Source organism: Streptomyces sp. NPDC051909 (assembly GCF_040681095.1).
Taxonomy (GTDB): Bacteria; Actinomycetota; Actinomycetes; order Streptomycetales; family Streptomycetaceae; genus Streptomyces.
The window spans coordinates 191,544-211,074 of the sequence record NZ_JBFAYA010000010.1 but is presented as its reverse complement, the minus strand read 5'-3'; the positions used below and the strand labels follow the sequence as shown (position 1 = coordinate 211,074).

The window sequence follows — 19,531 nt, the reverse complement described above, 5'->3', positions numbered from 1 at the left end:
CCCGCACCTCTACCGATCCCCCCCGATCAGCGATCGACTCCACCGATCGGGGATGGTATGGAGCAAAGCGGGAAGATCGCCCCTAACGGGCCAATATCAGGGACATGGCCTCGGCTCGCGTAGTGGCGTCACGAAGTTGACCACGCACCGCCGAGGTCGTCGTCTTCGCGCCCGGCTTACGGATGCCGCGAAGCGACATGCACATGTGCTCGGCCTCGATCACGACGATCGCTCCGCGCGCGTCGAGGATCTTCATCAGCGAATCGGCGATCTGAGTCGTCAGGCGCTCCTGCACCTGCGGGCGCCGGGCGAAGACGTCGACGAGGCGGGCCAGCTTGGACAGCCCCGTGATCTTGCCGCTCTCGGCCGGAATGTAGCCCACATGAGCCACGCCATGGAACGGGAGCAAATGATGTTCACAGAAGCTAACGAGTTCAATATCCTTAACGAGGACCATTTCGTCGTGACCGAGGTCAAAAGTCGTGGTCAGAACATCCTCGGGCTCCTGCCACATCCCCGAGAGCAATTCCCTGTATGCACGCGCAACGCGTGCAGGGGTTTGCTGCAAACCCTCGCGGTCCGGGTCCTCGCCGACCGCGATCAGCAGCTCCCGTACGGCGCTCTCGGCGCGCTTCTCGTCGAACTCGCCGATCAGGCCCTCGCCGTCCAGCGTCACCGGGTCGGTCATCTGTGCCTCGTTCCGTCTGCCTTCTGACATGGCGCGAAATAGGCCGCGCCCCCCACAGGCTAACCGTTTCGCCTTGCATGCGAGGCTGCGCTGCGCAGTTGCATCCTGGAGACCGGCTGCTTCGATCCTCGCGGCCGCCACCGAGCGCTGCAGCCCCTGGGTGTGCCATGGGGACATCTCCGTCGCTCACGAGTTCGCGGACCGAATGCGTGACCCTTTCACGGTGGTGTCGTTGGTCGGATGACGGCACCAAGGGCGAGGGGAGGGCGTCGGTGGGACGGAAGCTGCCGCTGGGTGCGGGCGAGGTCGCCCGTATCGCCTGCACCCGCGTACTACTGCGTACCGGCGTGGACGAGGGGACAGGCGAAGTCCTCACCTCTGCCGTTCTGGCGGAGCGGGTGGGCTGGTGCGCCAATCTGGTGGCCGGGATGGCCAGGGCGTTGCTGGCCAGGCACTGGAACACCGCCGATGTGGACACACTGGCCTCCGGGCTGGACGCAGGAGGCCGGGGGCTGCCTTCGAACGCGTGGATGGCGTTGCGTCGCCTGGGCTGGACCGTCGCCCCGACCGACGGCGTGAGGGTGAACGACCGGATCGTACGCATGGCCCAGGAACAGGCCGGCCGTGCACTGCGGTCGGTGAAGTGGCGCGCGGATCTGGTGGCCGGAGTCCTGGCCGCGTGGCCCGCCGCCCCGGACAGACGCGCACCCGAGGAGTGGGACGCGGTGCGGGCCGCGATTCCCGGCGGAGAGCACCTGCCGTCCAGCGTCATCCGTTCGCGCACCCGCCAGATCGTCTCCTTCACGCGTGGACACGGGCGTCGCCCAGTGGACGTGTTCGAGCTGGAGCCCGAGCCACGTACGGCACGCATGCTGCTGCTCGCCGCATGCGACGGCCAGCAGGCGACCGTCGAACGCTCCGACGACGGGCACCGGATGCTGCTGCGGCTGCAATTGCCCACCCGGCCCGATCCCGCTTCGTACCAGGACTGGACCTGGGTGGCCTGCCCGATCACGCTCCCGTCGACGGTCCCGGCGAACGCCGTACTCCACCTGCCCACCCTGACCCCCTCGGGCGGCAGAGTCCGCGCCGACCTCGCCTTCACCCATCCCGTGCCGAAGGCGAAGCGCAGCGGCCACACGGTGGCGCTGGGGGTGGACTGGGGCCTGAACACCCTTCTCAGCGCGGGCGCGGCCCGGCCGCACGCCGACGGGCGCATCACCGCCCTCGGGGCGGGCGCGCAGTTCCGGCCCGCCGGTGTACTGGCCAAGCAGTACCGGCTTCGCCGTGTCAGCGAGCGTCTGCATGCCAGGACCGACCACTACACACGGCTTGCCGACCCAGCCTTGGAGTGCAAGCACTCGGTGCTCGCGGAGGAGATCCGGCGGGTGTCGGAGCGCCGCTCGAACCTGAACGACGCGCTGGCGTGGTCCGTTGCCCGCTGGGTTGTGGACCAGGCTATCGCCGCAGGCGCAACCGTGATCTATCTGGAAGACCTACGGTCGCTGGAAGCGGGTGGCATGGGCCGCACCCACAACACCCGCCTTTCCCAGACGGTGCGCGGGCAGGTTGCCGACCGCCTGCGGCACCTCGCCGCCGAGACCGGCATCGCCGTCGTCACGGTCCCGCCCCGCAACACCTCCCGGCACTGCCCGCACTGTCTCACCCCGCTCCGCCACCGCAAGGCCCCCGACCGGCCCACCACGCCTGGTTGGAAGTGGGCTGTCTGCCCCAACCAGGAGTGCGGGTGGCAAGGCGATCGTGACCAGGGCGCCTGGCGCCGTATCGCCGCCCGAGGTCTGGCGCACCAGGCCAAGACGGTCGTCGACAAGCCCAGCGGCACCATGGTCATCCGTGCCGTGGTCGACAAGCTGGAAACCGCAGCGATCATCACAGCCGCCCCGAAGGCCCGTCGAGCGGACCGGTCGAAGACCGGCCCGACCCGGCCACGAACCAACCGCCCCGCGCCCAGGCGACGCGGGGTTCCCTCCCCGGCACGACCCACGGGACGTGCCGGCTGGCGTCCGGAGGGACACGCACCAACGGACCGGCCCCGGCTGCCCCGCGCAGCCCACCGGCACCAGGGCGTGCACACGATCAGCACACCCACCACGAGCCGACACCGGCCACGAGGAGCAGCACTGGGCGCCGGATTCCACCTCCACGCCCACGCCTCCCCACCCAGGTGGACCGAACCCGACTGATCAGAGACGTCAGAACCTGTGGGGGCACGAGGCCCCCGCCGTCGCCGCCAAGCTGTACAGCCGCTCACGCAAGACGCTCGGCTGGGAAACCCAGCCGAGCGTCTTTCCGGGACCTGCCAAGACTTACGGCTCCGGGGTGTCCTCCGGGGCGAGGTCGATCGACTTGGTGGTGTCGACCGGGGCCGTCGCCGACGAGGAGCCGTTGGCGCTGTTGGTCAGGGCCAGCTCCTTCGGGGAGAGGACCGGCGGGCGGGTGGACGGGGTGCGGCGGGCCGAGCCCGTCCAGGCCGGGCGGGCCGGGCGCTTGACGATGGGGGCGAAGATCTCGGCGATCTCCTCCTTGCCCAGGGTCTCCTTCTCCAGAAGCGCCAGGACCAGGTTGTCGAGCACGTCGCGGTTCTCGACCAGGATCTCCCAGGCCTCGTTGTGCGCGGTCTCGATGAGCTTCTTGACCTCTTCGTCGACCAGCGCGGCGACCTCTTCCGAGTAGTCGCGCTGGTGCGCCATCTCACGGCCGAGGAAGGGCTCGGTGTTGTCGCCGCCGAACTTGATGGCGCCGAGCCGCTCGGTCATGCCGTACTGGGTGACCATCGCGCGGGCCGTGGCGGTGGCCTTCTCGATGTCGTTCGCGGCGCCGGTGGTCGGGTCGTGGAAGACCAGTTCCTCGGCGGCGCGCCCGCCCAGCATGTAGGCGAGCTGGTCGAGCATCTCGTTGCGGGTGGTCGAGTACTTGTCCTCGTCCGGGAGGACCATGGTGTAGCCCAGGGCCCGGCCGCGGGACAGGATGGTGATCTTGTGGACCGGGTCGGAGTTCGGTGAGGCCGCCGCGACCAGGGCGTGGCCGCCCTCGTGGTACGCGGTGATCTTCTTCTCCTTGTCCGACATGATCCGGGTCCGCTTCTGCGGGCCCGCGACCACGCGGTCGATCGCCTCGTCGAGCGCCTTGTTGTCGATCAGCTTCTGGTCCGAGCGGGCGGTGAGGAGCGCCGCCTCGTTGAGGACGTTGGAGAGATCGGCACCGGTGAAGCCGGGGGTGCGGCGGGCGACGGCGCCGAGGTCGACGTCCGGGGCGACCGGCTTGCCCTTCTGGTGGACCTTGAGGATCTCCAGGCGGCCCTGCATGTCGGGGCGGTCGACGGCGATCTGCCGGTCGAAGCGGCCCGGGCGCAGGAGGGCGGGGTCGAGGATGTCGGGCCGGTTGGTGGCGGCGATCAGGATGACGCCGCCCTTGACGTCGAAGCCGTCCATCTCGACGAGCAGCTGGTTGAGGGTCTGCTCGCGCTCGTCGTGTCCGCCGCCGAGGCCGGCGCCGCGGTGGCGTCCGACGGCGTCGATCTCGTCGACGAAGACGATGGCCGGGGCGTTGGCCTTGGCCTGTTCGAAGAGGTCGCGGACGCGGCTGGCGCCGACGCCGACGAACATCTCGACGAAGTCGGAGCCGGAGATCGAGTAGAACGGCACTCCGGCCTCGCCGGCGACGGCGCGGGCGAGGAGGGTCTTGCCGGTTCCGGGCGGGCCGTAGAGCAGCACGCCCTTGGGGATCTTGGCGCCGACGGCCTGGAACTTGGCCGGCTCCTGGAGGAACTCCTTGATCTCGTGGAGTTCCTCGACCGCCTCGTCCGAGCCCGCCACGTCGGCGAAGGTCGTCTTGGGGGTGTCCTTGGTGATGAGCTTGGCCTTGGACTTCCCGAAGTTCATGACGCGGGAGCCGCCGCCCTGCATCTGGTTCATCAGGAAGAGGAAGACGACCACGATGAGGACGAAGGGGAGCAGGGAGAGGAGGACCGAGATGAAAGGTGACTGCTTCGTCGGGGAGACGGTGTAGCCGCCCTCGATCTGTCCGGCCTCGAACTTCTCCTGCAGCTTGTCGGCCAGGTCGGCGCCCTGGGTGCCGATGTAGCTGGCCTGGACCTTGCCGCTCTTGTCGATCTTCTGGCCGTCGACGAGCGTGATCTTGACGACCTGCTCGTCACCGGTGGTGAGCTGTGCGGATTTGACCTGGTTCTTGTCGATCGCCTGGACGACCTTGCCGGTGTCCACCGTCTTGTAGCCCTCGGACGAGCCGACGACCTGCATCAGCACGACCACGGCGAGGACGGCCAGCACGATCCACATGACCGGCCCACGGAAGTATCGCTTCACGTCCATCCATACGGGGCGCACTTGCCGCCCCGTCCCTCCTGCCCGTAGGTGAATGCTGCTGAGTAGCTGCGAGGTGAAAAAGCTGTTCTTCGGACGGTACCCCAGCATCGGTGCCCGCGACCGTCTTCCCTTGCTTCAACGGAGGGAAGACGGCGCGGGTTCCCCTGCGGGGACACCGGCGAAAGGGGGTCCTCAGCCGCCGTAGACGTGCGGGGCGAGGGTGCCGACGAAGGGGAGGTTGCGGTACTTCTCGGCGTAGTCGAGGCCGTAGCCGACGACGAACTCGTTGGGGATGTCGAAGCCGATCCACTTGACGTCGATGGCGACCTTGGCCGCGTCCGGCTTGCGCAGGAGGGTGCAGACCTCGAGGGAGGCCGGCTCGCGCGAGCCGAGGTTGGACAGGAGCCAGGACAGGGTCAGGCCCGAGTCGATGATGTCCTCGACGATCAGGACGTGCCGGCCCTTGATGTCGGTGTCGAGGTCCTTGAGGATGCGGACCACTCCGGAGGACTGGGTGCCGGCTCCGTAGGAGGAGACGGCCATCCAGTCCATGGTGACGGGGGTGGACAGGGCGCGTGCCAGGTCCGCCATCACCATCACGGCGCCCTTGAGGACTCCGACGATGAGCAGGTCCTTGCCCGCGTACTCCGCGTCGATCTTCGCGGCGAGCTCGGCGAGCTTCGCGTCGATCTCTTCCTTGGTGATGAGGACCGACTGGAGGTCGGCGCCCATGTCCTTCTCGTTCACCCGGGTCACTTTCGTTGCAGCTTGCGACTTTGCGGTCAGCCTTGCCGGATGACCAGTCTGCCACCCTGCCGCAGTGCCTCGACGCGGCCGGGCAGGTTGATGGCTCCTTGGCCGCGCCATCCGGTGATCAGCCGGTCGACTTCCTCGATGTGGCGGGCGAAGAGGGATCCGGCGGGTGCGCCGCTCGCGATCACGGCGCGGCGCAGGACGCGGCGGCGGACGGCGGGGGGCAGTCCGAAGAGCTTGGCGCACTCCAGGCGGCCGGTCTCGTCGCGTACGGAGGCCTCGGCGTCGGCGGCCCAGGAGTCGAGGGCGTCGGCGTCGTCGCGGGACAGCTGGGCCGTCCGGGCGAGGGCTTCGACGACTCCCTTGCCGAGTGCCTTCTCGAGGGCGGGGAGGCCTTCGTGGCGGAGTCGGGAGCGGGTGTAGGCGGGGTCGGCGTTGTGGGGGTCGTCCCAGACGGCGAGTTCCTGGGCGATGCAGGCCTTGCGGACGGTCTGCCGGTCGAGTTCCAGGAAGGGGCGGCGGTAGCGGCCCGCGGTGCCGGAGACGGCGGCCATGCCGGAGAGGGAGCGGATGCCGGAGCCGCGGGCGAGGCCGAGGAGGACGGTTTCGGCCTGGTCGTCGCGGGTGTGGCCGAGGAGGACGGCGGTGGCGCCGTGGCGTTCGGCGGCGGCGTCGAGGGCGGCGTAGCGGGCGTCGCGGGCGGCGGCCTCGGGCCCGCCGTCGCGGCCGACGGTGACGGTGACGGCGTCGACGGGGTCGAGGCCGAGGGCGGTCATGCGGTCGGCGACGTCGCGGGCGCGCTGGCCGGAGCCGTGCTGGAGGCCGTGGTCGACGGTGATGCCGCCGGCCCGGAGGGGGAGTTTGCGCGCTTCGAAGGCGAGCGCGGAGGCGAGTGCCATGGAGTCGGCGCCGCCGGAGCAGGCGACGAGCACGAGGGGGCGCGAGTCGCCCGGCTCGTCGGAGTGCTGTGCGGAGTGGTCGGTGAGGACGTCGTGGAGTACGCGGCGGACCGCCAGGCGTATCGCCGCGACCGCAGGATGGGGACCCATGTCCGGTGCCCTTCGTGGAGAGAGTGGGGTGCCTCGGTCGGAGTCTTAACGGTCGGAAAGGGGGGTTCGGTCACTCAGAGTGCGTCGATGGTGACAGAACCTGGCCGTCAGCCGAGCATTGCACGCCTCACCCGCCGTCTAGGGTCCCTCGGATGGGTGATGGGTGGGGTCGTCTCCCGCCATCCGTCGCACCCGTCTCACGAGTCTGCCTTACGGTGCACGCGCGCCACCCAGTCGGCGGGCCGGGCGATCTCGGTCTTGGTGGGCAGGGTGTTGGGCGAGGTCCACACGCGGTTGAAGCCGTCCATGCCGACCTGGTCGACGACGGCGCGGACGAAGCGCTCGCCGTCGCGGTACTGGCGCAGTTTGGCGTCGAGGCCGAGGAGCTTGCGCAGGGCGAGGTCGAGGCGGGAGGCGCCGCGGGCGCGGCGCTGCTGGAACTTCTCGCGGATCTCGGTGACGGAGGGCACGACGTCGGGGCCGACGCCGTCCATGACGTAGTCGGCGTGGCCTTCGAGGAGGGACATGACGGCGGTGAGGCGGCCGAGGATCTCGCGCTGTTCGGGGGTCTGGACGAGTTCGACGAGGGAGGGGGAGGGTTCGCCCTGTTCGCCCTCGGGGCGGCCGCCGGCGAGGGCCTGGGCGGCTTCGCGGAGGCGTTCGACGACGGTGGAGGGGTCGACGTCGGTGGCGGCGAGGAATGACTGGATCTCGCCCTGGAGGTGGTCGCGGAGCCAGGGGACGCCGGTGAACTGGGTGCGGTGGGTCTCCTCGTGGAGGCAGACCCAGAGCCGGAAGTCGTGCGGGCTGACGTCCAGCTCGCGTTCGACGTGGACGATGTTGGGCGCGACGAGCAGGAGGCGGCCGCCGCCGTCGGCGCCGGCGGGCAGTTCGCGGGTGGCGGGGGCGAAGGTCTCGTACTGGCCGAGGATCCGGGAGGCGAGGAAGGACAGCAGCATGCCGAGCTCGACGCCGGTGACCTTGCCGCCGACGGCGCTGAGGACGGTGCCGCCGGGGGTGGTGGAGCGGCGTTCCCTCATCTTGTCGAGGAGCGGGGAGAGCAGTTCGCGGAAGCCGGCGACGTTGGCCTTGATCCAGCCGGCCCGGTCGACGACGAGGACGGGGGTGTCGTCGGGGGTGTGGCCCTCGGGGATCATGCGGGTGTAGTCGCGGACGTGTTCCTCGGCGGCGCGGGCGTGGCGGCGGAGTTCGGCGACGACGTCGCGGGCCTCCTCGCGGGTCACCTCCGGGCCCGGGCGCACCAGTCGGGTCGCCGTCGCGACGGCGAGATTCCAGTCGACCATCCCCGATGTGCCTGCACCACCGATGCTCGTCATGCGTCAACCGTACGTTCTCGGCGCCCCTTCGGTGAGGGTTCGGGCGAGTATTCGCCGGGGTCAGGGGGGCAGGTCAGCGTGTCGGGTCAGCGTGTCGCGACGGTGGTCTGGGCGAGGGCGGCGGAGAGCCGGTCGAGGGCGGCCTGGGCGGCGTGCGGGGAGTCGGTGCGGCCGGCGAGGAAGGCGAAGGCGAGGAGGCGTCCGTCGGGGGTGACGACGGTGCCGGCGAGGGTGTTGACGCCGGTGAGGGTGCCGGTCTTGGCGCGGACCAGGCCGGCGCCGTCGGCAGCGGGTCCGGTGTCGAAGCGGCCGGCGAGGGTGCCGGTGAAGCCGCCGACGGGCAGTCCGGTGAGGACCGGGCGCAGGGCGGGCCGGGCGGGGTCGGCCGCGCGGGTGAGCAGGGCGGTGAGGAGGGCGGCGGAGACCCGGTCGGTGCGGTCGAGGCCGCTGCCGTCGGCGAACCGGGCGCCGGCGAGCGGCAGCCCGAGCCGGGCGAGCTCGTCGTGTACGGCCTTGCCCGCGCCGGCGAAGCTGGCGGGCTGCCTGCGGGCGAGCGCGGTCTGCCGGGCGAGGGCTTCGGCGAGGTCGTTGTCGCTGCTGGTGAGGGTGCGTTCGACGAGGTCGGCGAGGGGCGCGGAGTCGGTGCGGGCCAGCTGGACGGCCTTGGGTCCGGTGGCGGCGCGGCCGGGTGCCGGGGCGCCGTCGACGCGTACGCCGGCCTTGCGCAGGAGTCCGGCGAAGGCGGTGGCGGTGTCGCCGGCGGGGTCGGCGGTGCGGGGGGCGGGGCCGGTGCCGTGGCCGCCGGTGCGGCCCTCGTCGGTCATCAGGGCGGTGACGGGGGCGATGTTCTCGTTGGGCCCGATCGGGTGGAGCACGGGGCCCTTGTAGAGGCTTGTGTCGTACGTGAGGTGGACGGGCGCGGTGCCGGCGTGGGTCTTGAGGGCGCGGGCGGTGGCGTCGGCCAGGGCCTTCAGGCGGGTCCGGTCGAGGGTGGGGTCGCCGCCGCCGACGAGGGTGACGGTGCGCCCGTCGGGGGCGGCCACGGTGGTGGTGGCGATGCGGTGGTCGGGGCCGAGCGCGGACAGCGCGGCGCTGGTGGTGGCGATCTTGACGGTGGAGGCGGGGGTCATCGGGGTGGTGGCGCCCTCGCCGTACAGCTGCTTTCCGGTGGCGGCGTCGACGACGGAGGCGGTGCGCAGCGTGCCGAGGCCGGGGTCGCCGAGCAGCGGTACGAGGGCGGGGGCGAGGTCGTCGCCCGTCCGGGTGGATCCGGTCCGGCCGGCGGCGGCCGCGCTGTCCGGGGCGCCGAGGGCGCGCAGCACGCCGGCGGCGCTGGGGGCGGGGGCCGGGCGGTGCGGGGCGGCGGGCGGCGGGCCGGCGTGATGTGCGCCACCTCGCGCGTCCGCGAGGGCCGCCGTGGCGCGCTCGGCCTTACGCTGACCGGAGTCCCACGGGCCGGCAGCGGTGACCGCTCCGGCGGCCAGGGCCAGACCGAGCACGGCGGAGCCCGCCACGAGCTGCCAGGTTCTCGCCTCCGGCATGTGATGACCAGCCCCTTTCGCGATCAAGAGCGTGCGTGAGAGACACTTAACCATCGCGCGTGGTCGCGAGCATTGACATGTGTTGATTCAGGAGGAGATCCACCCGTGGAGTTCGACGTTCTCATCGAGATCCCCAAGGGATCGCGGAACAAGTACGAGGTCGACCACGAGACCGGTCGGATCCGCCTGGACCGCCGTCTCTTCACCTCGACCGCCTACCCGACGGACTACGGCTACGTCGAGAACACCCTCGGCGAGGACGGCGACCCGCTGGACGCGCTCGTCATCCTCGACGAGCCCACCTTCCCGGGCTGCCTCATCAAGTGCCGCGCCATCGGCATGTTCCGCATGACGGACGAGGCCGGCGGCGACGACAAGCTGCTGTGCGTCCCGGCGACGGACCCGCGCATGGAGCACCTGCGCGACATCCACCACGTGCCGGAGTTCGACCGCCTGGAGATCCAGCACTTCTTCGAGGTCTACAAGGACCTGGAGCCGGGCAAGTCCGTCGAGGGCGCCGACTGGGTCGGCCGCGCCGAGGCCGAGGCCGAGGTCGAGAAGTCGTACAAGCGCTTCCAGGAGCAGGGCGGCCACTGAGCCGGCTTGATCCGATCTTGTGTGAGGGCGGTGCACCTGCTGAGGTGCACCGCCCTTCGCGCGTTCATACTGGCCTTGAGCCGGGCCCGTATGGGGTCCGGCCGCGTGGGTACCAGGCCGGGATGGCCGGAATGAGGGCGGACAGAGTGGTGGCGAAGCCGGACGCGCCGGGCGCGCCGGACGAGGAGCCGGAGGACCGGAAGCCCACGTCCGACGAGGCGCGCAGCGCCTTCGTCCCGCCGGCCGGGGTGGAGCCTCCGGAGCCGCCCGAGGAGGAGCATCCGACCTCGGAGTTCGCGCTGCCGGAGGGAATTGCGGAGGGGCTGGCGGCGGAGTCGTCGCCGGAGCAGGAAGGTTCCGCCTTCGCCCCGCCCTCGGGTACGTCGGCGCAGCCCGCGCCGCCCGCGTTCACGCCCGCGTACGGCATACCGACGGTCAGGCTGTCGCAGGACGCGCCCTGGCAGGACCGGATGCGCACGATGCTGCGGCTGCCGGTCGGCGAGCGGCCGGTGCCGGAGGCGCCGCGCAAGGAGGACGAGGCGGGGCCGCCGGTGCCGCGCGTGCTCGACCTGACCCTGCGCATCGGCGAGCTGCTGCTGGCGGGCGGGGAGGGCGCGGAGGACGTCGAGGCGGCGATGTTCGCGATCTGCCGGTCGTACGGTCTGGACCGCTGCGAGCCGACGGTGACCTTCACGCTGCTCTCGATCACCTACCAGCCCTCGCTGGTGGACGACCCGGTGACGGCGAACCGTACGGTACGGCGGCGGGGCACCGACTACACGCGGCTCGCGGCCGTGTACGTGCTGCTCGCCGACATCAACGACCCGGCGCACGACGTGTCGCCGGAGGAGGCCTACCGGCGGCTCGCGGAGATCCGCCGCAACCGGCACCCGTACCCCGGCTGGGCGCTCACCGCCGCGGCCGGGGTGCTCGCGGGCGCGGCCTCGGTGCTGCTCGGCGGCGGGGCGACGGTGTTCTTCGTGGCGGCGCTCGGCGCGATGCTCGGCGACCGGCTCGCGTGGCTGTGCGCGGGGCGCGGGCTGCCGGAGTTCTACCAGTTCCTGGTGGCGGCGATGCCGCCGGCCGCGATGGGGGTGGCGCTCACCCTGCTGCACGCGGACCTGCGGCCCTCGGCGGTGATCACCGGTGGTCTGTTCGCGCTGATCCCGGGGCGGGCGCTGGTGGCGGCCGTGCAGGACGGGCTGACCGGCTTCTACATCACGGCCTCGGCCCGGCTGCTCGAAGTCGGGTACTTCTTCGTCGCGATCGTGGTGGGCGTGCTGTCGGTGCTCTACCTGGCGGTGCAGTTCGACGCCGAGCTCAACCCGGAGGGGGCGCTGAAGGCGGTCGAGCGGCCGGTGGTGCAGATCGCGGCGTCGATGGTGCTGTGCGCGACCTTCGCGATCCTGCTGCAGCAGTCGCGGGCGACGGTGCTGTTCGCGACGCTGAACGGCGGGGTGGCCTGGGTGGTCTACGCGTCGATCGCGGTGACGGCGGGCGGCTCGGCGGTGATGGCGACGGCGGTCGCGGCCGGTCTCGTGGGTCTCTTCGGGCAGCTGATCGCCCGCTACCACCACACCTCGTCGCTGCCGTACGTGACGGCGGCGATCGGCCCGCTGCTGCCGGGTTCGGCGACGTACTTCGGTGTCCTCGCGATCGCCCAGCACAACCTGGACACGGGCTTCGCGTCCCTGGCCAAGGCGGCGGCCCTGGCCCTGGCGATCGCGATCGGCGTGAACCTCGGAAGCGAGCTGGCCCGTCTCTTCATGCAGGCCCCGCGCACGGCGGCGGCCCGCCGCGCGGCGAAGCGGACCAGGGGATTCTGATCCGGCTGCGCCACGAGGGCGAGTGAGCCGAAGGGCGCCGCGGGCGTCGAAAGGAAGCGCGCGCGGAGGCCTGAGGAACGAAGGCCGAGCACGGTCGACCGTCGACGCCCGCTGAAGGCGCCCGGAGGTGAACCGAGCCCAAAAAAGGGGGGCCCTAGCGCTTGGCGTGGCGGCCGCGCTCGGCCGTCGAGGCGTTCGGGTTCGGGGTGCCGGGGGCGTCGTGGTCGGTGTCGGGGCCCGGGGCCGGGTTCTTCTTGGACTGGGAGCGGGCCCGCAGGATCTCGATGGCGACCGGGATCACGGAGATCAGCACGATCCCGACGAGGATCAGCTCGATGTGCTTGTGCACGAACTCGACCTTGCCGAGCGCGGAGCCGAGCAGTGTCACGCCCGCGCCCCACAGCAGGCCGCCGACGAGGTTGAAGGTGATGAAGGAGCGGTAGTTCATGCGGCTGACGCCGGCGATGATCGGCGTGAAGGTCCGCACGATCGGCACGAAGCGGGCCAGGATCAGCGACTTCGGGCCGTGCTTCTCGAAGAACTCGTGGGCCTTCTCGACGTTCTCCTGCTTGAAGAGCTTGGAGTCCGGGCGCTTGAAGAGCGCGGGGCCGACCTTGCGGCCGAAGAGGTAGCCCACCTGGTCGCCGATGACGGCCGCGGCGACCACGAGGGTGCACACCAGCCACAGCGGGGTGTCGAGCTTGCCGGTGGTGACCAGCAGGCCGGTCGTGAAGAGCAGCGAGTCACCGGGCAGGAAGAAGCCGATGAGGAGTCCGGACTCGGCGAAGACGATGACGAGGACACCGATCAGGCCGAAGGTCTGGATCAGATGGTCCGGGTCCAGCCAGCTCGGTCCGAGGGCAAGCGTGTTCACGGGTTCCGGGCTCCTGCGGTCGGTGGGGGCGGGGGATGTCGTACGGGACAGCTGCCCCAAGGTACCAACGTGCGGTGAACGCCCCCGGTTCCAGGCGGCCGCTCCGGACGCCCGCTCCGGACGCCCGCTCCGGCGGCCCGCTCCGGATGCGGGTGGCGCGGCCCGGCGCCACGCTGTGGCGCAGGAGGTGGATGCGCATGGGCATCGACGAGTACGGCGGCGGGCAGGGCGGGCACGAGGACGTCCTGGTGGTGACGACGAACGACGTGCCGGGCCATCAGGTGCGGCAGGTGATCGGCGAGGTCTTCGGCCTGACCGTGCGTTCGCGGCATCTGGGCAGCCAGATCGGCGCGGGCCTGAAGTCGCTGGTCGGCGGGGAGTTGAAGGGCCTGACGAAGACCCTCGTGGAGACCCGTAACCAGGCCATGGAACGGCTGGTGGAGCAGGCGCGGGCGCGCGGCGCGAACGCGGTCCTGATGTTCCGCTTCGACGTCACGGAGGCCGCCGACGTGGGCACGGAGGTGTGCGCCTACGGGACCGCCGTGGTGATCGAGCCGCGCGCCTGAGACGCGCCCCGGGTCACCCCCTGAGGCCCGCCCTGAGACGCGCCCCGAGGCTCAGCCCCGGTCGGCGAGCCGGCGCGCGTTCGCCCGGGAGGCCGAGCTCCCGGTGGAACAGGATCTGCTGGAACCGGTGCGCCTCCCGCCCGAATTTCGGGATGTTATGCGGCTTTTGGTCACTTATGGTGTGCTCGTGGCCACCCAAGCACCCACCCCGCCCCCCGCCGGTCCGGAGATCGCCCGGAAGGTCCTGCTGCCGCTGTGCGTGCCCGCGCTGGTGGTCGGGATCGGCTCGGCGCTGCTGTACCTGGGGATCAGCAAGCTGGCCGAGAGGATCCAGGAGGCGGTGTGGGACACCCTTCCGGACGCACTCGACATCGGCCCGTACTCCTCGCTGTGGATCATCGTGGTGCTGACCGCGAGCGGCATCGCGGTCGGTCTCGTGGTCTGGAAGGTGTACGGGCACGCCGGCTCCGACCCGGCCGAGGGCGGGCTCCACGGAACGCCGATCGCCCCCGGGGTGGTGCCCGGCCTGCTGCTCGCCAGCACCCTCACCCTGGCCGGCGGCGTCAGTCTCGGCCCGGAGAACCCGACGATCGTCTCCGCCATCGCGCTGACCTTCTGGCTGGGCCGGATGGTCCTGCCGGCCCTGCCGGGCGAACTGTGGGTCTCGCTCGCCACCGCCGCCGTCCTCGGCGCGCTCTTCGGCACGCCGGTCGCGGCCGCGCTCGTGATCTCCGAGGCCCTGGCGTCGAGGGCGGCGCCCGGGCTCGCCGGGGGCGGGCTGTGGGACAAGCTGTTCGCCCCGCTGATGGCGGCCGGCGCCGGGGCGATGACCACCCAGGTGGTCGACCACCCCAGCTTCGACATGGGCCTGCCGCCGCTGACGAACCCCGGCTTCGAGGACCTCCTCGCCGCCCTGGTCATCGCCACCCTCGGCGCGCTCTTCGGACTGCTCGCCTGCTACGCCTTCCCCCACCTCCACCGGGCCTTCCGGCGGCTGAGGCACCCGATGCTGATGCTGCCGCTCGGCGGGCTGATCCTGGGTCTGCTCGGGGCGCTCGGCGGGCAACTGACGCTGTTCAAGGGGCTCGCGGAGACCAGGGAACTCGTCGAGTCCCTCGGGTCCTACGGTTCGGGCGAGCTCGCCAAGTTCGCCGTGGTGAAGCTGGTCGCCCTGCTCGTGGCGGCGTCCTGCGGCTTCATCGGCGGCCGGGTGTTCCCGATCGTGTTCATCGGCGCCGCGTTCGGACTGTGCGCGCAGGCCCTCGTGACGGAGATCCATCCTGCCGTGGCCGTCTCGGCCGCCGTCCTCGGCCTGGTGCTCGCCACCACCCGCCAGGGGTGGGTGAGCCTCTTCATCGCCGCCGTCATCGCCGCCTCGCCCGCGATGATCCCGCTCCTCGTCCTCGCCTCCCTGCCCGCCTGGCTGGTCGTCACCGGCCGTCCCCAGCTCGAACTCGACAAGAACGGCGACTCCCTGCACTGACCCGCCGCCAGGCCGACCCCCGCACCGCCCCCCCCCGCACCGAAGCCGCACCGACCCCCGCTCCGAAGCCCGCTCCGAAGTCCGCATCAGGAAGGAACCCGACCGTGCCGCTGCACAAGGGACCCGCCGACCTCGCGTCCGACGCCGAACCCGCACGCCGCCTCTCCTTCAACCCGTTCTACGGCGAGGCCGACCCGGTCGGCGGCATGACCGAGGCGCCACCGCGGCACAAGCTGCCCGACGGGCCGACCGCGCCGATGAGCGCCTACCAGCTGGTCCACGACGAGCTGATGCTCGACGGCAACTCACGGCTCAACCTCGCCACCTTCGTCACCACCTGGATGGAGCCCCAGGCCGCGGTGCTGATGGGCGAGTGCCGCGACAAGAACATGATCGACAAGGACGAGTACCCGCGCACCGCCGAGCTGGAACGGCGCTGTGTCGCCATGCTCGCCGACCTGTGGAACGCGCCCGACCCCTCCGCCGCCGTCGGCTGCTCCACCACCGGCTCCAGCGAGGCCTGCATGCTGGCCGGCATGGCGCTCAAGCGCCGCTGGGCGAAGCGGAACGCCGACCGCTACCCCGGCGCCCGGCCCAATCTGGTGATGGGCGTCAACGTGCAGGTCTGCTGGGAGAAGTTCTGCAACTTCTGGGAGGTCGAGGCCCGCCTGGTGCCCATGCAGGGCGACCGCTTCCACCTGGACGCGGCCACCGCCGCCGAGCTCTGCGACGAGAACACCATCGGCGTGGTCGCCGTCCTCGGCTCCACCTTCGACGGCTCCTACGAGCCGGTCGCCGAGATCTGCGCGGCGCTCGACGAACTCCAGGAGCGCACCGGGATCGACGTGCCCGTGCACGTGGACGGCGCCTCCGGCGCCATGATCGCGCCCTTCCTCGACAAGGACCTGGTGTGGGACTTCCGGCTCCCCCGGGTCGCGTCCATCAACACCTCCGGCCACAAGTACGGCCTGGTCTATCCGGGCGTCGGCTGGGCGCTGTGGCGCTCCCCCGAGGAACTCCCCGAGGAGCTGGTCTTCCGGGTCAACTACCTGGGCGGCGACATGCCGACCTTCGCCCTCAACTTCTCCCGCCCGGGCGCCCAGGTGGTCGCGCAGTACTACACCTTCCTGCGGCTCGGCCGGGCCGGCTACCGCGCCGTCCAGCAGACCAGCCGGGACGTGGCCCGCGACCTCGCCGGACGCATCGAGGCGCTGGGCGACTTCCGCCTCCTCACCCGCGGCGACCAGCTACCGGTCTTCGCCTTCACCACCGCGCCCGACGTCACGGCCTTCGACGTCTTCGACGTCTCGCGCCGGCTGCGCGAGGCGGGCTGGCTGGTGCCGGCCTACACCTTCCCGGCCGACCGCGAGGACCTGTCGGTGCTGCGGATCGTCTGCCGCAACGGCTTCTCGACCGACCTCGCGAACCTGCTCGTCGAGGACCTGGAGCGGCTGCTCCCCGAACTGCGCCGCCAGCCGCACCCGTTCACCGACGACAAGCAGGCCGCGACCTCCTTCCACCACTAGGACGTCTTACGGGTACGGGTACGGGTACGGGCGCGGCCGTCCGCTCGTCGGCCGGCCGCCCGTCAGGTGGCTCCGTCCCGTACCCCCCTCAGGGAGCCAGTCAAACTTGATTACGGATGACTGTGCGACGTCGCGCGTACATCACGCGTACGGGTTCTCCTGGCCCTCCGCGAGCACGCCCACGAAGGGCTCGCCCTCGCCCGCGAACACGTACGCCCCGCCCTCGATCCGCTCGATCAGACCGAGGGTCCACTCCCGGCCCGAGTCGGCCGAGTGCACCCAGAGGTGCATGATCTCGCCGATGTGCCCGAGCGAGCCCGGCCCGCCCTCCGGCGTGTAGTACCCGGTCACCGCGGCCCGCCACTCGTCCAGGCCGCGCACCCGGGCCCTCAGCAGCTCGACCGCCTCCGCGCGCGGCAGGTCCACGATGAAGCCGACCGCCGCCGACAGGACGTCCATCTGCTGGTCGTACGTGGACAGCGCCTCGCGAAGGAGCCGCAGGTACTCCTCGCGGCCCGCGTCGGTGATCTCGTACTCGACCCTCGGCGGGCCGCCGGCCGTGCTCGGCGCGATCTCGTCGGCGACGAGCAGTCCCTGCTTCGCCATCTGCTTCAGCGCGTGGTAGATCGAGCCGGACTTGGCGTTGGACCACTCGTGCGCGCCCCAGTACTCCAGGTCGTTGCGCACCTGGTAGCCGTGGGCGCGGCCGTGCTGCTTGACCGCGCCCAGCACGAGAAGGCGGATCGCCGACATTCGTTGGACCTCCCTGGTCAGCTTTGACAAGGGTAGGTCCTCCATGCCTTCGGCTAGGGCCTGCTCTCCAGCTCGATGAGTTCGAAGGAGCCCTTGCCGTCGATGGACTCGCGGATGATGTCCGCGTGCCCGGCGTGCCGGCCCGTCTCCTGGATCAGGTGGAGCAGCATCCAGCGGACCGAGACCCGCCCGTCCTTCGGGAACCAGGGCGCCGGCGGCAGCGGGAACTCCTCGTCCAGGCTGGACACGGTCCGGACGAACTCCTCGGTCTCCTTCGCCACGCCCCGCCAGAAGGCGACGATCTCCGGGATCGTCTCCCCGTCGACGAGCCGGAAGGCCTCACCCCAGGTCTCCTGGGTGCGCTGCTTCTCGTTCGGGCGCTGCTGAGCGAGCCGCAGCCAGTTCAGCTCGACTTCCGCCGTGTGCTTGATCAGCCCGGAGAGGCTGAGCTCACTGGCGCTGGGGCGGCTCGCCGCCTGCTCGTCGCTGAGACCGAGGGACGCCCGGACGATCGCGGCGCGCTGGGCCTCGATGAAGTTGAGGAACGCGCCTCGCTCGTCGCCGGCGTTCTCCGCGGGGACCAGAGCAACCATGACTGCCGCCTTTCGTGGCCTGCTTCGTTCTCGACACGGACCACGCTACGAAGGATCGCGGACAGCTACGGTCCGCGATCCCCGGCACACGCCCTAGAAGGGGAAGCGGCTGCGCCCGTGCTGGATGGAGATCCACTTCCGGGTGGTGAAGGCCTCGATCATCGCCTCGCCGTTGAGCCGGCCGATGCCCGACTGCTTCTCGCCGCCGAAGGGGACGATCGGTTCGTCGTGCACGGTGCCGTCGTTGATGTGGATCATGCCGGTGTGGATGCGCTTGGCGACCCGCACGCCCCGCTCGACGTTGCCGGTGTGCACGGCGCCGCTCAGGCCGTACGGGGTGTCGTTGGCGATCCGTACGGCCTCGTCCTCGCCGTCGAACGGGATGATCAGGGCCACCGGGCCGAAGATCTCCTGGCTGAGCACCGGCGCGTCCGCGGCGATGCCGGTGAGGACGGTCGGGGAGACCAGGCTGCCCTCGACCGTGCCGCGCAGCAGCGCGGTCGCGCCGCCCGCCACGGTCTGCTCGACGACCGAGGCCACCGCCTCCGCCTGCTGGGAGTTGATGAGCGGACCGATGTGGGTGGCCGGGTCGGCCGGGTCGCCGACCCGCAGGGTCTTCACCTTGGCGACGAACTTCTCGGTGAACTCCGCCTCCAGGGTGCGGTCCACCAGGATGCGGTTGGCGGCCATGCAGACCTGGCCCTGGTGCACGAAGCGGCTGAAGACGGCCGCGTCGACCGCGTAGTCGACGTCGGCGTCGTCGAGGACGATCAGGGCGCTGTTGCCGCCGAGTTCGAGCACGGCGTGCTTGAAGTGCTGGGCGCAGACGGTGGCGACGTGCTGGCCGGTGCGGTCGGAGCCGGTGAAGGAGATGACCTTCGGGACCGGGTGGGTGAGCAGCGCGTCGCCGATCTCGGCGATGTCGGTGACGACCACGTTGAGCAGGCCGGCCGGGAGGCCCGCCTCCTCCAGGACCTTGGCGACCAGGGTGCCGCCGCAGATCGGGGTGTTCTGGTGGGGCTTGAGGACCACCGCGTTGCCGAGGGCGAGGGCGGGCGCCACGGACTTGATGGAGAGGAGGAAGGGGAAGTTGAAGGGCGAGATGACGCCGATGACGCCGACCGGGAGGCGGTAGACGCGGTTCTCCTTGCCGTCCACCGGCGAGGGCAGGATGCTGCCCTCGGGGCGCAGCGCCACCTGGATCGCCTCGCGCAGGAACTCCTTCGCCAGGTGCAGCTCGAAGCCCGCCTTGAGGCGGGTGCCGCCGAGCTCGGCGACGATCACCTCGGCGAGCTCGTCCTCGCGCTCCTCGACGATCCGCAGCGCCCGCTCGAAGACGAGACGGCGGGTGTACGGGTTGGTCTCGGCCCACTCGGCCTGGGCGCGCTCGGCGGCCCGGTAGGCGTTGTCGACCTCGGCGGCGGTCGCGACGGTGATCGAGGCGAGCTTCTCCCCGGTGAACGGATTGAAGTCGATGATGTCCCAGGATCCGCTGCCGGGCTTCCACTCGCCGTCGATGTACTGGTGCGCCAGTTCGGTGAAGTAGTCCGAATGGTCCGAAGACAGAGCAGACGCCATGGAACGAGACCCCTAACCCGC

The 19,531-nt window shown here is 71.1% G+C and carries 16 protein-coding genes; 6 read left to right on the top strand and 10 right to left on the bottom strand.

Annotation, left to right across the window (positions count from 1 at the left end):
* Nucleotides 1-82: 82 nt before the first annotated feature.
* Nucleotides 83-688 carry a GTP cyclohydrolase I FolE gene (folE, locus tag AB0M18_RS18520; protein ID WP_365759159.1) on the bottom strand — a complete coding sequence of 202 codons (606 nt, stop codon included), beginning with the start codon at nucleotides 686-688 and terminating at the stop codon, nucleotides 83-85.
* A 272-nt stretch (nucleotides 689-960) separates the two neighbouring features.
* Here folE and AB0M18_RS18515 point away from each other — a divergent pair, with 272 nt between their 5' ends.
* Nucleotides 961-2,892: a zinc ribbon domain-containing protein gene (locus AB0M18_RS18515; protein WP_365759157.1), complete on the top strand. Its 1,932-nt coding sequence runs from the start codon at nucleotides 961-963 to the stop codon at nucleotides 2,890-2,892.
* A gap of 123 nt (nucleotides 2,893-3,015) precedes the next feature.
* Here the strand turns inward: AB0M18_RS18515 and ftsH are convergent, their stop codons facing one another.
* The 5 genes from ftsH to dacB form a co-directional block, all read right to left on the bottom strand.
* Nucleotides 3,016-5,040 (bottom strand): ATP-dependent zinc metalloprotease FtsH, encoded by a 2,025-nt coding sequence (gene ftsH, locus AB0M18_RS18510; protein WP_365759155.1) that lies wholly within the window; start codon nucleotides 5,038-5,040, stop codon nucleotides 3,016-3,018.
* A gap of 186 nt (nucleotides 5,041-5,226) precedes the next feature.
* Nucleotides 5,227-5,766: a hypoxanthine phosphoribosyltransferase gene (hpt, locus tag AB0M18_RS18505; protein ID WP_265865395.1), complete on the bottom strand. Its 540-nt coding sequence runs from the start codon at nucleotides 5,764-5,766 to the stop codon at nucleotides 5,227-5,229.
* Between the two features lie 50 nt (nucleotides 5,767-5,816).
* On the bottom strand, nucleotides 5,817-6,836 hold the full coding sequence (gene tilS / locus AB0M18_RS18500) for a tRNA lysidine(34) synthetase TilS (protein ID WP_365759153.1): 1,020 nt from the start codon (nucleotides 6,834-6,836) through the stop codon (nucleotides 5,817-5,819).
* Between the two features lie 197 nt (nucleotides 6,837-7,033).
* On the bottom strand, nucleotides 7,034-8,173 hold the full coding sequence (locus AB0M18_RS18495) for a zinc-dependent metalloprotease (protein ID WP_365759151.1): 1,140 nt from the start codon (nucleotides 8,171-8,173) through the stop codon (nucleotides 7,034-7,036).
* 86 nt (nucleotides 8,174-8,259) lie between these two features.
* On the bottom strand, nucleotides 8,260-9,714 hold the full coding sequence (gene dacB, locus AB0M18_RS18490) for a D-alanyl-D-alanine carboxypeptidase/D-alanyl-D-alanine-endopeptidase (RefSeq protein ID WP_365759149.1): 1,455 nt from the start codon (nucleotides 9,712-9,714) through the stop codon (nucleotides 8,260-8,262).
* A gap of 105 nt (nucleotides 9,715-9,819) precedes the next feature.
* Between dacB and AB0M18_RS18485 the strand changes: the two genes are divergently transcribed.
* On the top strand, nucleotides 9,820-10,311 hold the full coding sequence (locus AB0M18_RS18485; protein ID WP_365759147.1) for an inorganic diphosphatase: 492 nt from the start codon (nucleotides 9,820-9,822) through the stop codon (nucleotides 10,309-10,311).
* 131 nt (nucleotides 10,312-10,442) lie between these two features.
* The gene (locus AB0M18_RS18480) at nucleotides 10,443-12,137 is read left to right on the top strand and encodes a threonine/serine exporter family protein (RefSeq protein ID WP_365759145.1); all 1,695 of its coding nucleotides are present in this window, start codon (nucleotides 10,443-10,445) and stop codon (nucleotides 12,135-12,137) included.
* Between the two features lie 154 nt (nucleotides 12,138-12,291).
* On the opposite strand, the gene AB0M18_RS18475 is transcribed toward AB0M18_RS18480, so the two are convergent.
* Complete coding sequence (locus tag AB0M18_RS18475) at nucleotides 12,292-13,011, bottom strand: VTT domain-containing protein (RefSeq protein WP_365759142.1); 720 nt, start codon at nucleotides 13,009-13,011, stop codon at nucleotides 12,292-12,294.
* A 197-nt stretch (nucleotides 13,012-13,208) separates the two neighbouring features.
* On the opposite strand from AB0M18_RS18475, the gene AB0M18_RS18470 reads away from it, so the two are divergent.
* From AB0M18_RS18470 to AB0M18_RS18460, 3 genes are all read left to right on the top strand, one after another.
* Entirely contained in the window at nucleotides 13,209-13,577 is a 369-nt protein-coding gene (locus AB0M18_RS18470; protein ID WP_365759265.1) for a YbjQ family protein, read from the top strand.
* Nucleotides 13,578-13,764: 187 nt separating this feature from the next.
* Nucleotides 13,765-15,060, top strand: coding sequence for an ion channel protein (locus AB0M18_RS18465; protein WP_365759140.1), 1,296 nt, complete (start codon nucleotides 13,765-13,767; stop codon nucleotides 15,058-15,060).
* Between the two features lie 104 nt (nucleotides 15,061-15,164).
* Complete coding sequence (locus AB0M18_RS18460) at nucleotides 15,165-16,586, top strand: glutamate decarboxylase (protein ID WP_365759138.1); 1,422 nt, start codon at nucleotides 15,165-15,167, stop codon at nucleotides 16,584-16,586.
* A 141-nt stretch (nucleotides 16,587-16,727) separates the two neighbouring features.
* Here AB0M18_RS18460 and AB0M18_RS18455 read toward each other — a convergent pair whose 3' ends face one another.
* From AB0M18_RS18455 to AB0M18_RS18445, 3 genes are all read right to left on the bottom strand, one after another.
* Entirely contained in the window at nucleotides 16,728-17,339 is a 612-nt protein-coding gene (locus AB0M18_RS18455) for a PadR family transcriptional regulator (protein WP_365759136.1), read from the bottom strand.
* A gap of 53 nt (nucleotides 17,340-17,392) precedes the next feature.
* Nucleotides 17,393-17,932 (bottom strand): DinB family protein, encoded by a 540-nt coding sequence (locus tag AB0M18_RS18450; protein WP_365759134.1) that lies wholly within the window; start codon nucleotides 17,930-17,932, stop codon nucleotides 17,393-17,395.
* Nucleotides 17,933-18,025: 93 nt separating this feature from the next.
* Nucleotides 18,026-19,510, bottom strand: coding sequence for an aldehyde dehydrogenase family protein (locus AB0M18_RS18445; protein WP_365759132.1), 1,485 nt, complete (start codon nucleotides 19,508-19,510; stop codon nucleotides 18,026-18,028).
* Between the last annotated feature and the right edge of the window lie 21 nt (nucleotides 19,511-19,531).

What these genes read in the sequence shown, in the direction of transcription:
- AB0M18_RS18495 (WP_365759151.1), bottom strand. Translation starts at nt 8,173, where the DNA reads ATGACGAGCATCGGTGGTGCAGGCACATCGGGGATGGTCGACTGGAAT.
- tilS (WP_365759153.1), bottom strand. Translation starts at nt 6,836, where the DNA reads ATGGGTCCCCATCCTGCGGTCGCGGCGATACGCCTGGCGGTCCGCCGC.
- AB0M18_RS18470 (WP_365759265.1), top strand. Translation starts at nt 13,209, where the DNA reads ATGGGCATCGACGAGTACGGCGGCGGGCAGGGCGGGCACGAGGACGTC.
- AB0M18_RS18445 (WP_365759132.1), bottom strand. Translation starts at nt 19,510, where the DNA reads ATGGCGTCTGCTCTGTCTTCGGACCATTCGGACTACTTCACCGAACTG.
- folE (WP_365759159.1), bottom strand. Translation starts at nt 688, where the DNA reads ATGACCGACCCGGTGACGCTGGACGGCGAGGGCCTGATCGGCGAGTTC.
- hpt (WP_265865395.1), bottom strand. Translation starts at nt 5,766, where the DNA reads ATGGGCGCCGACCTCCAGTCGGTCCTCATCACCAAGGAAGAGATCGAC.
- AB0M18_RS18450 (WP_365759134.1), bottom strand. Translation starts at nt 17,932, where the DNA reads ATGGTTGCTCTGGTCCCCGCGGAGAACGCCGGCGACGAGCGAGGCGCG.
- ftsH (WP_365759155.1), bottom strand. Translation starts at nt 5,040, where the DNA reads ATGGACGTGAAGCGATACTTCCGTGGGCCGGTCATGTGGATCGTGCTG.
- dacB (WP_365759149.1), bottom strand. Translation starts at nt 9,714, where the DNA reads ATGCCGGAGGCGAGAACCTGGCAGCTCGTGGCGGGCTCCGCCGTGCTC.
- AB0M18_RS18480 (WP_365759145.1), top strand. Translation starts at nt 10,443, where the DNA reads ATGAGGGCGGACAGAGTGGTGGCGAAGCCGGACGCGCCGGGCGCGCCG.
- AB0M18_RS18455 (WP_365759136.1), bottom strand. Translation starts at nt 17,339, where the DNA reads ATGTCGGCGATCCGCCTTCTCGTGCTGGGCGCGGTCAAGCAGCACGGC.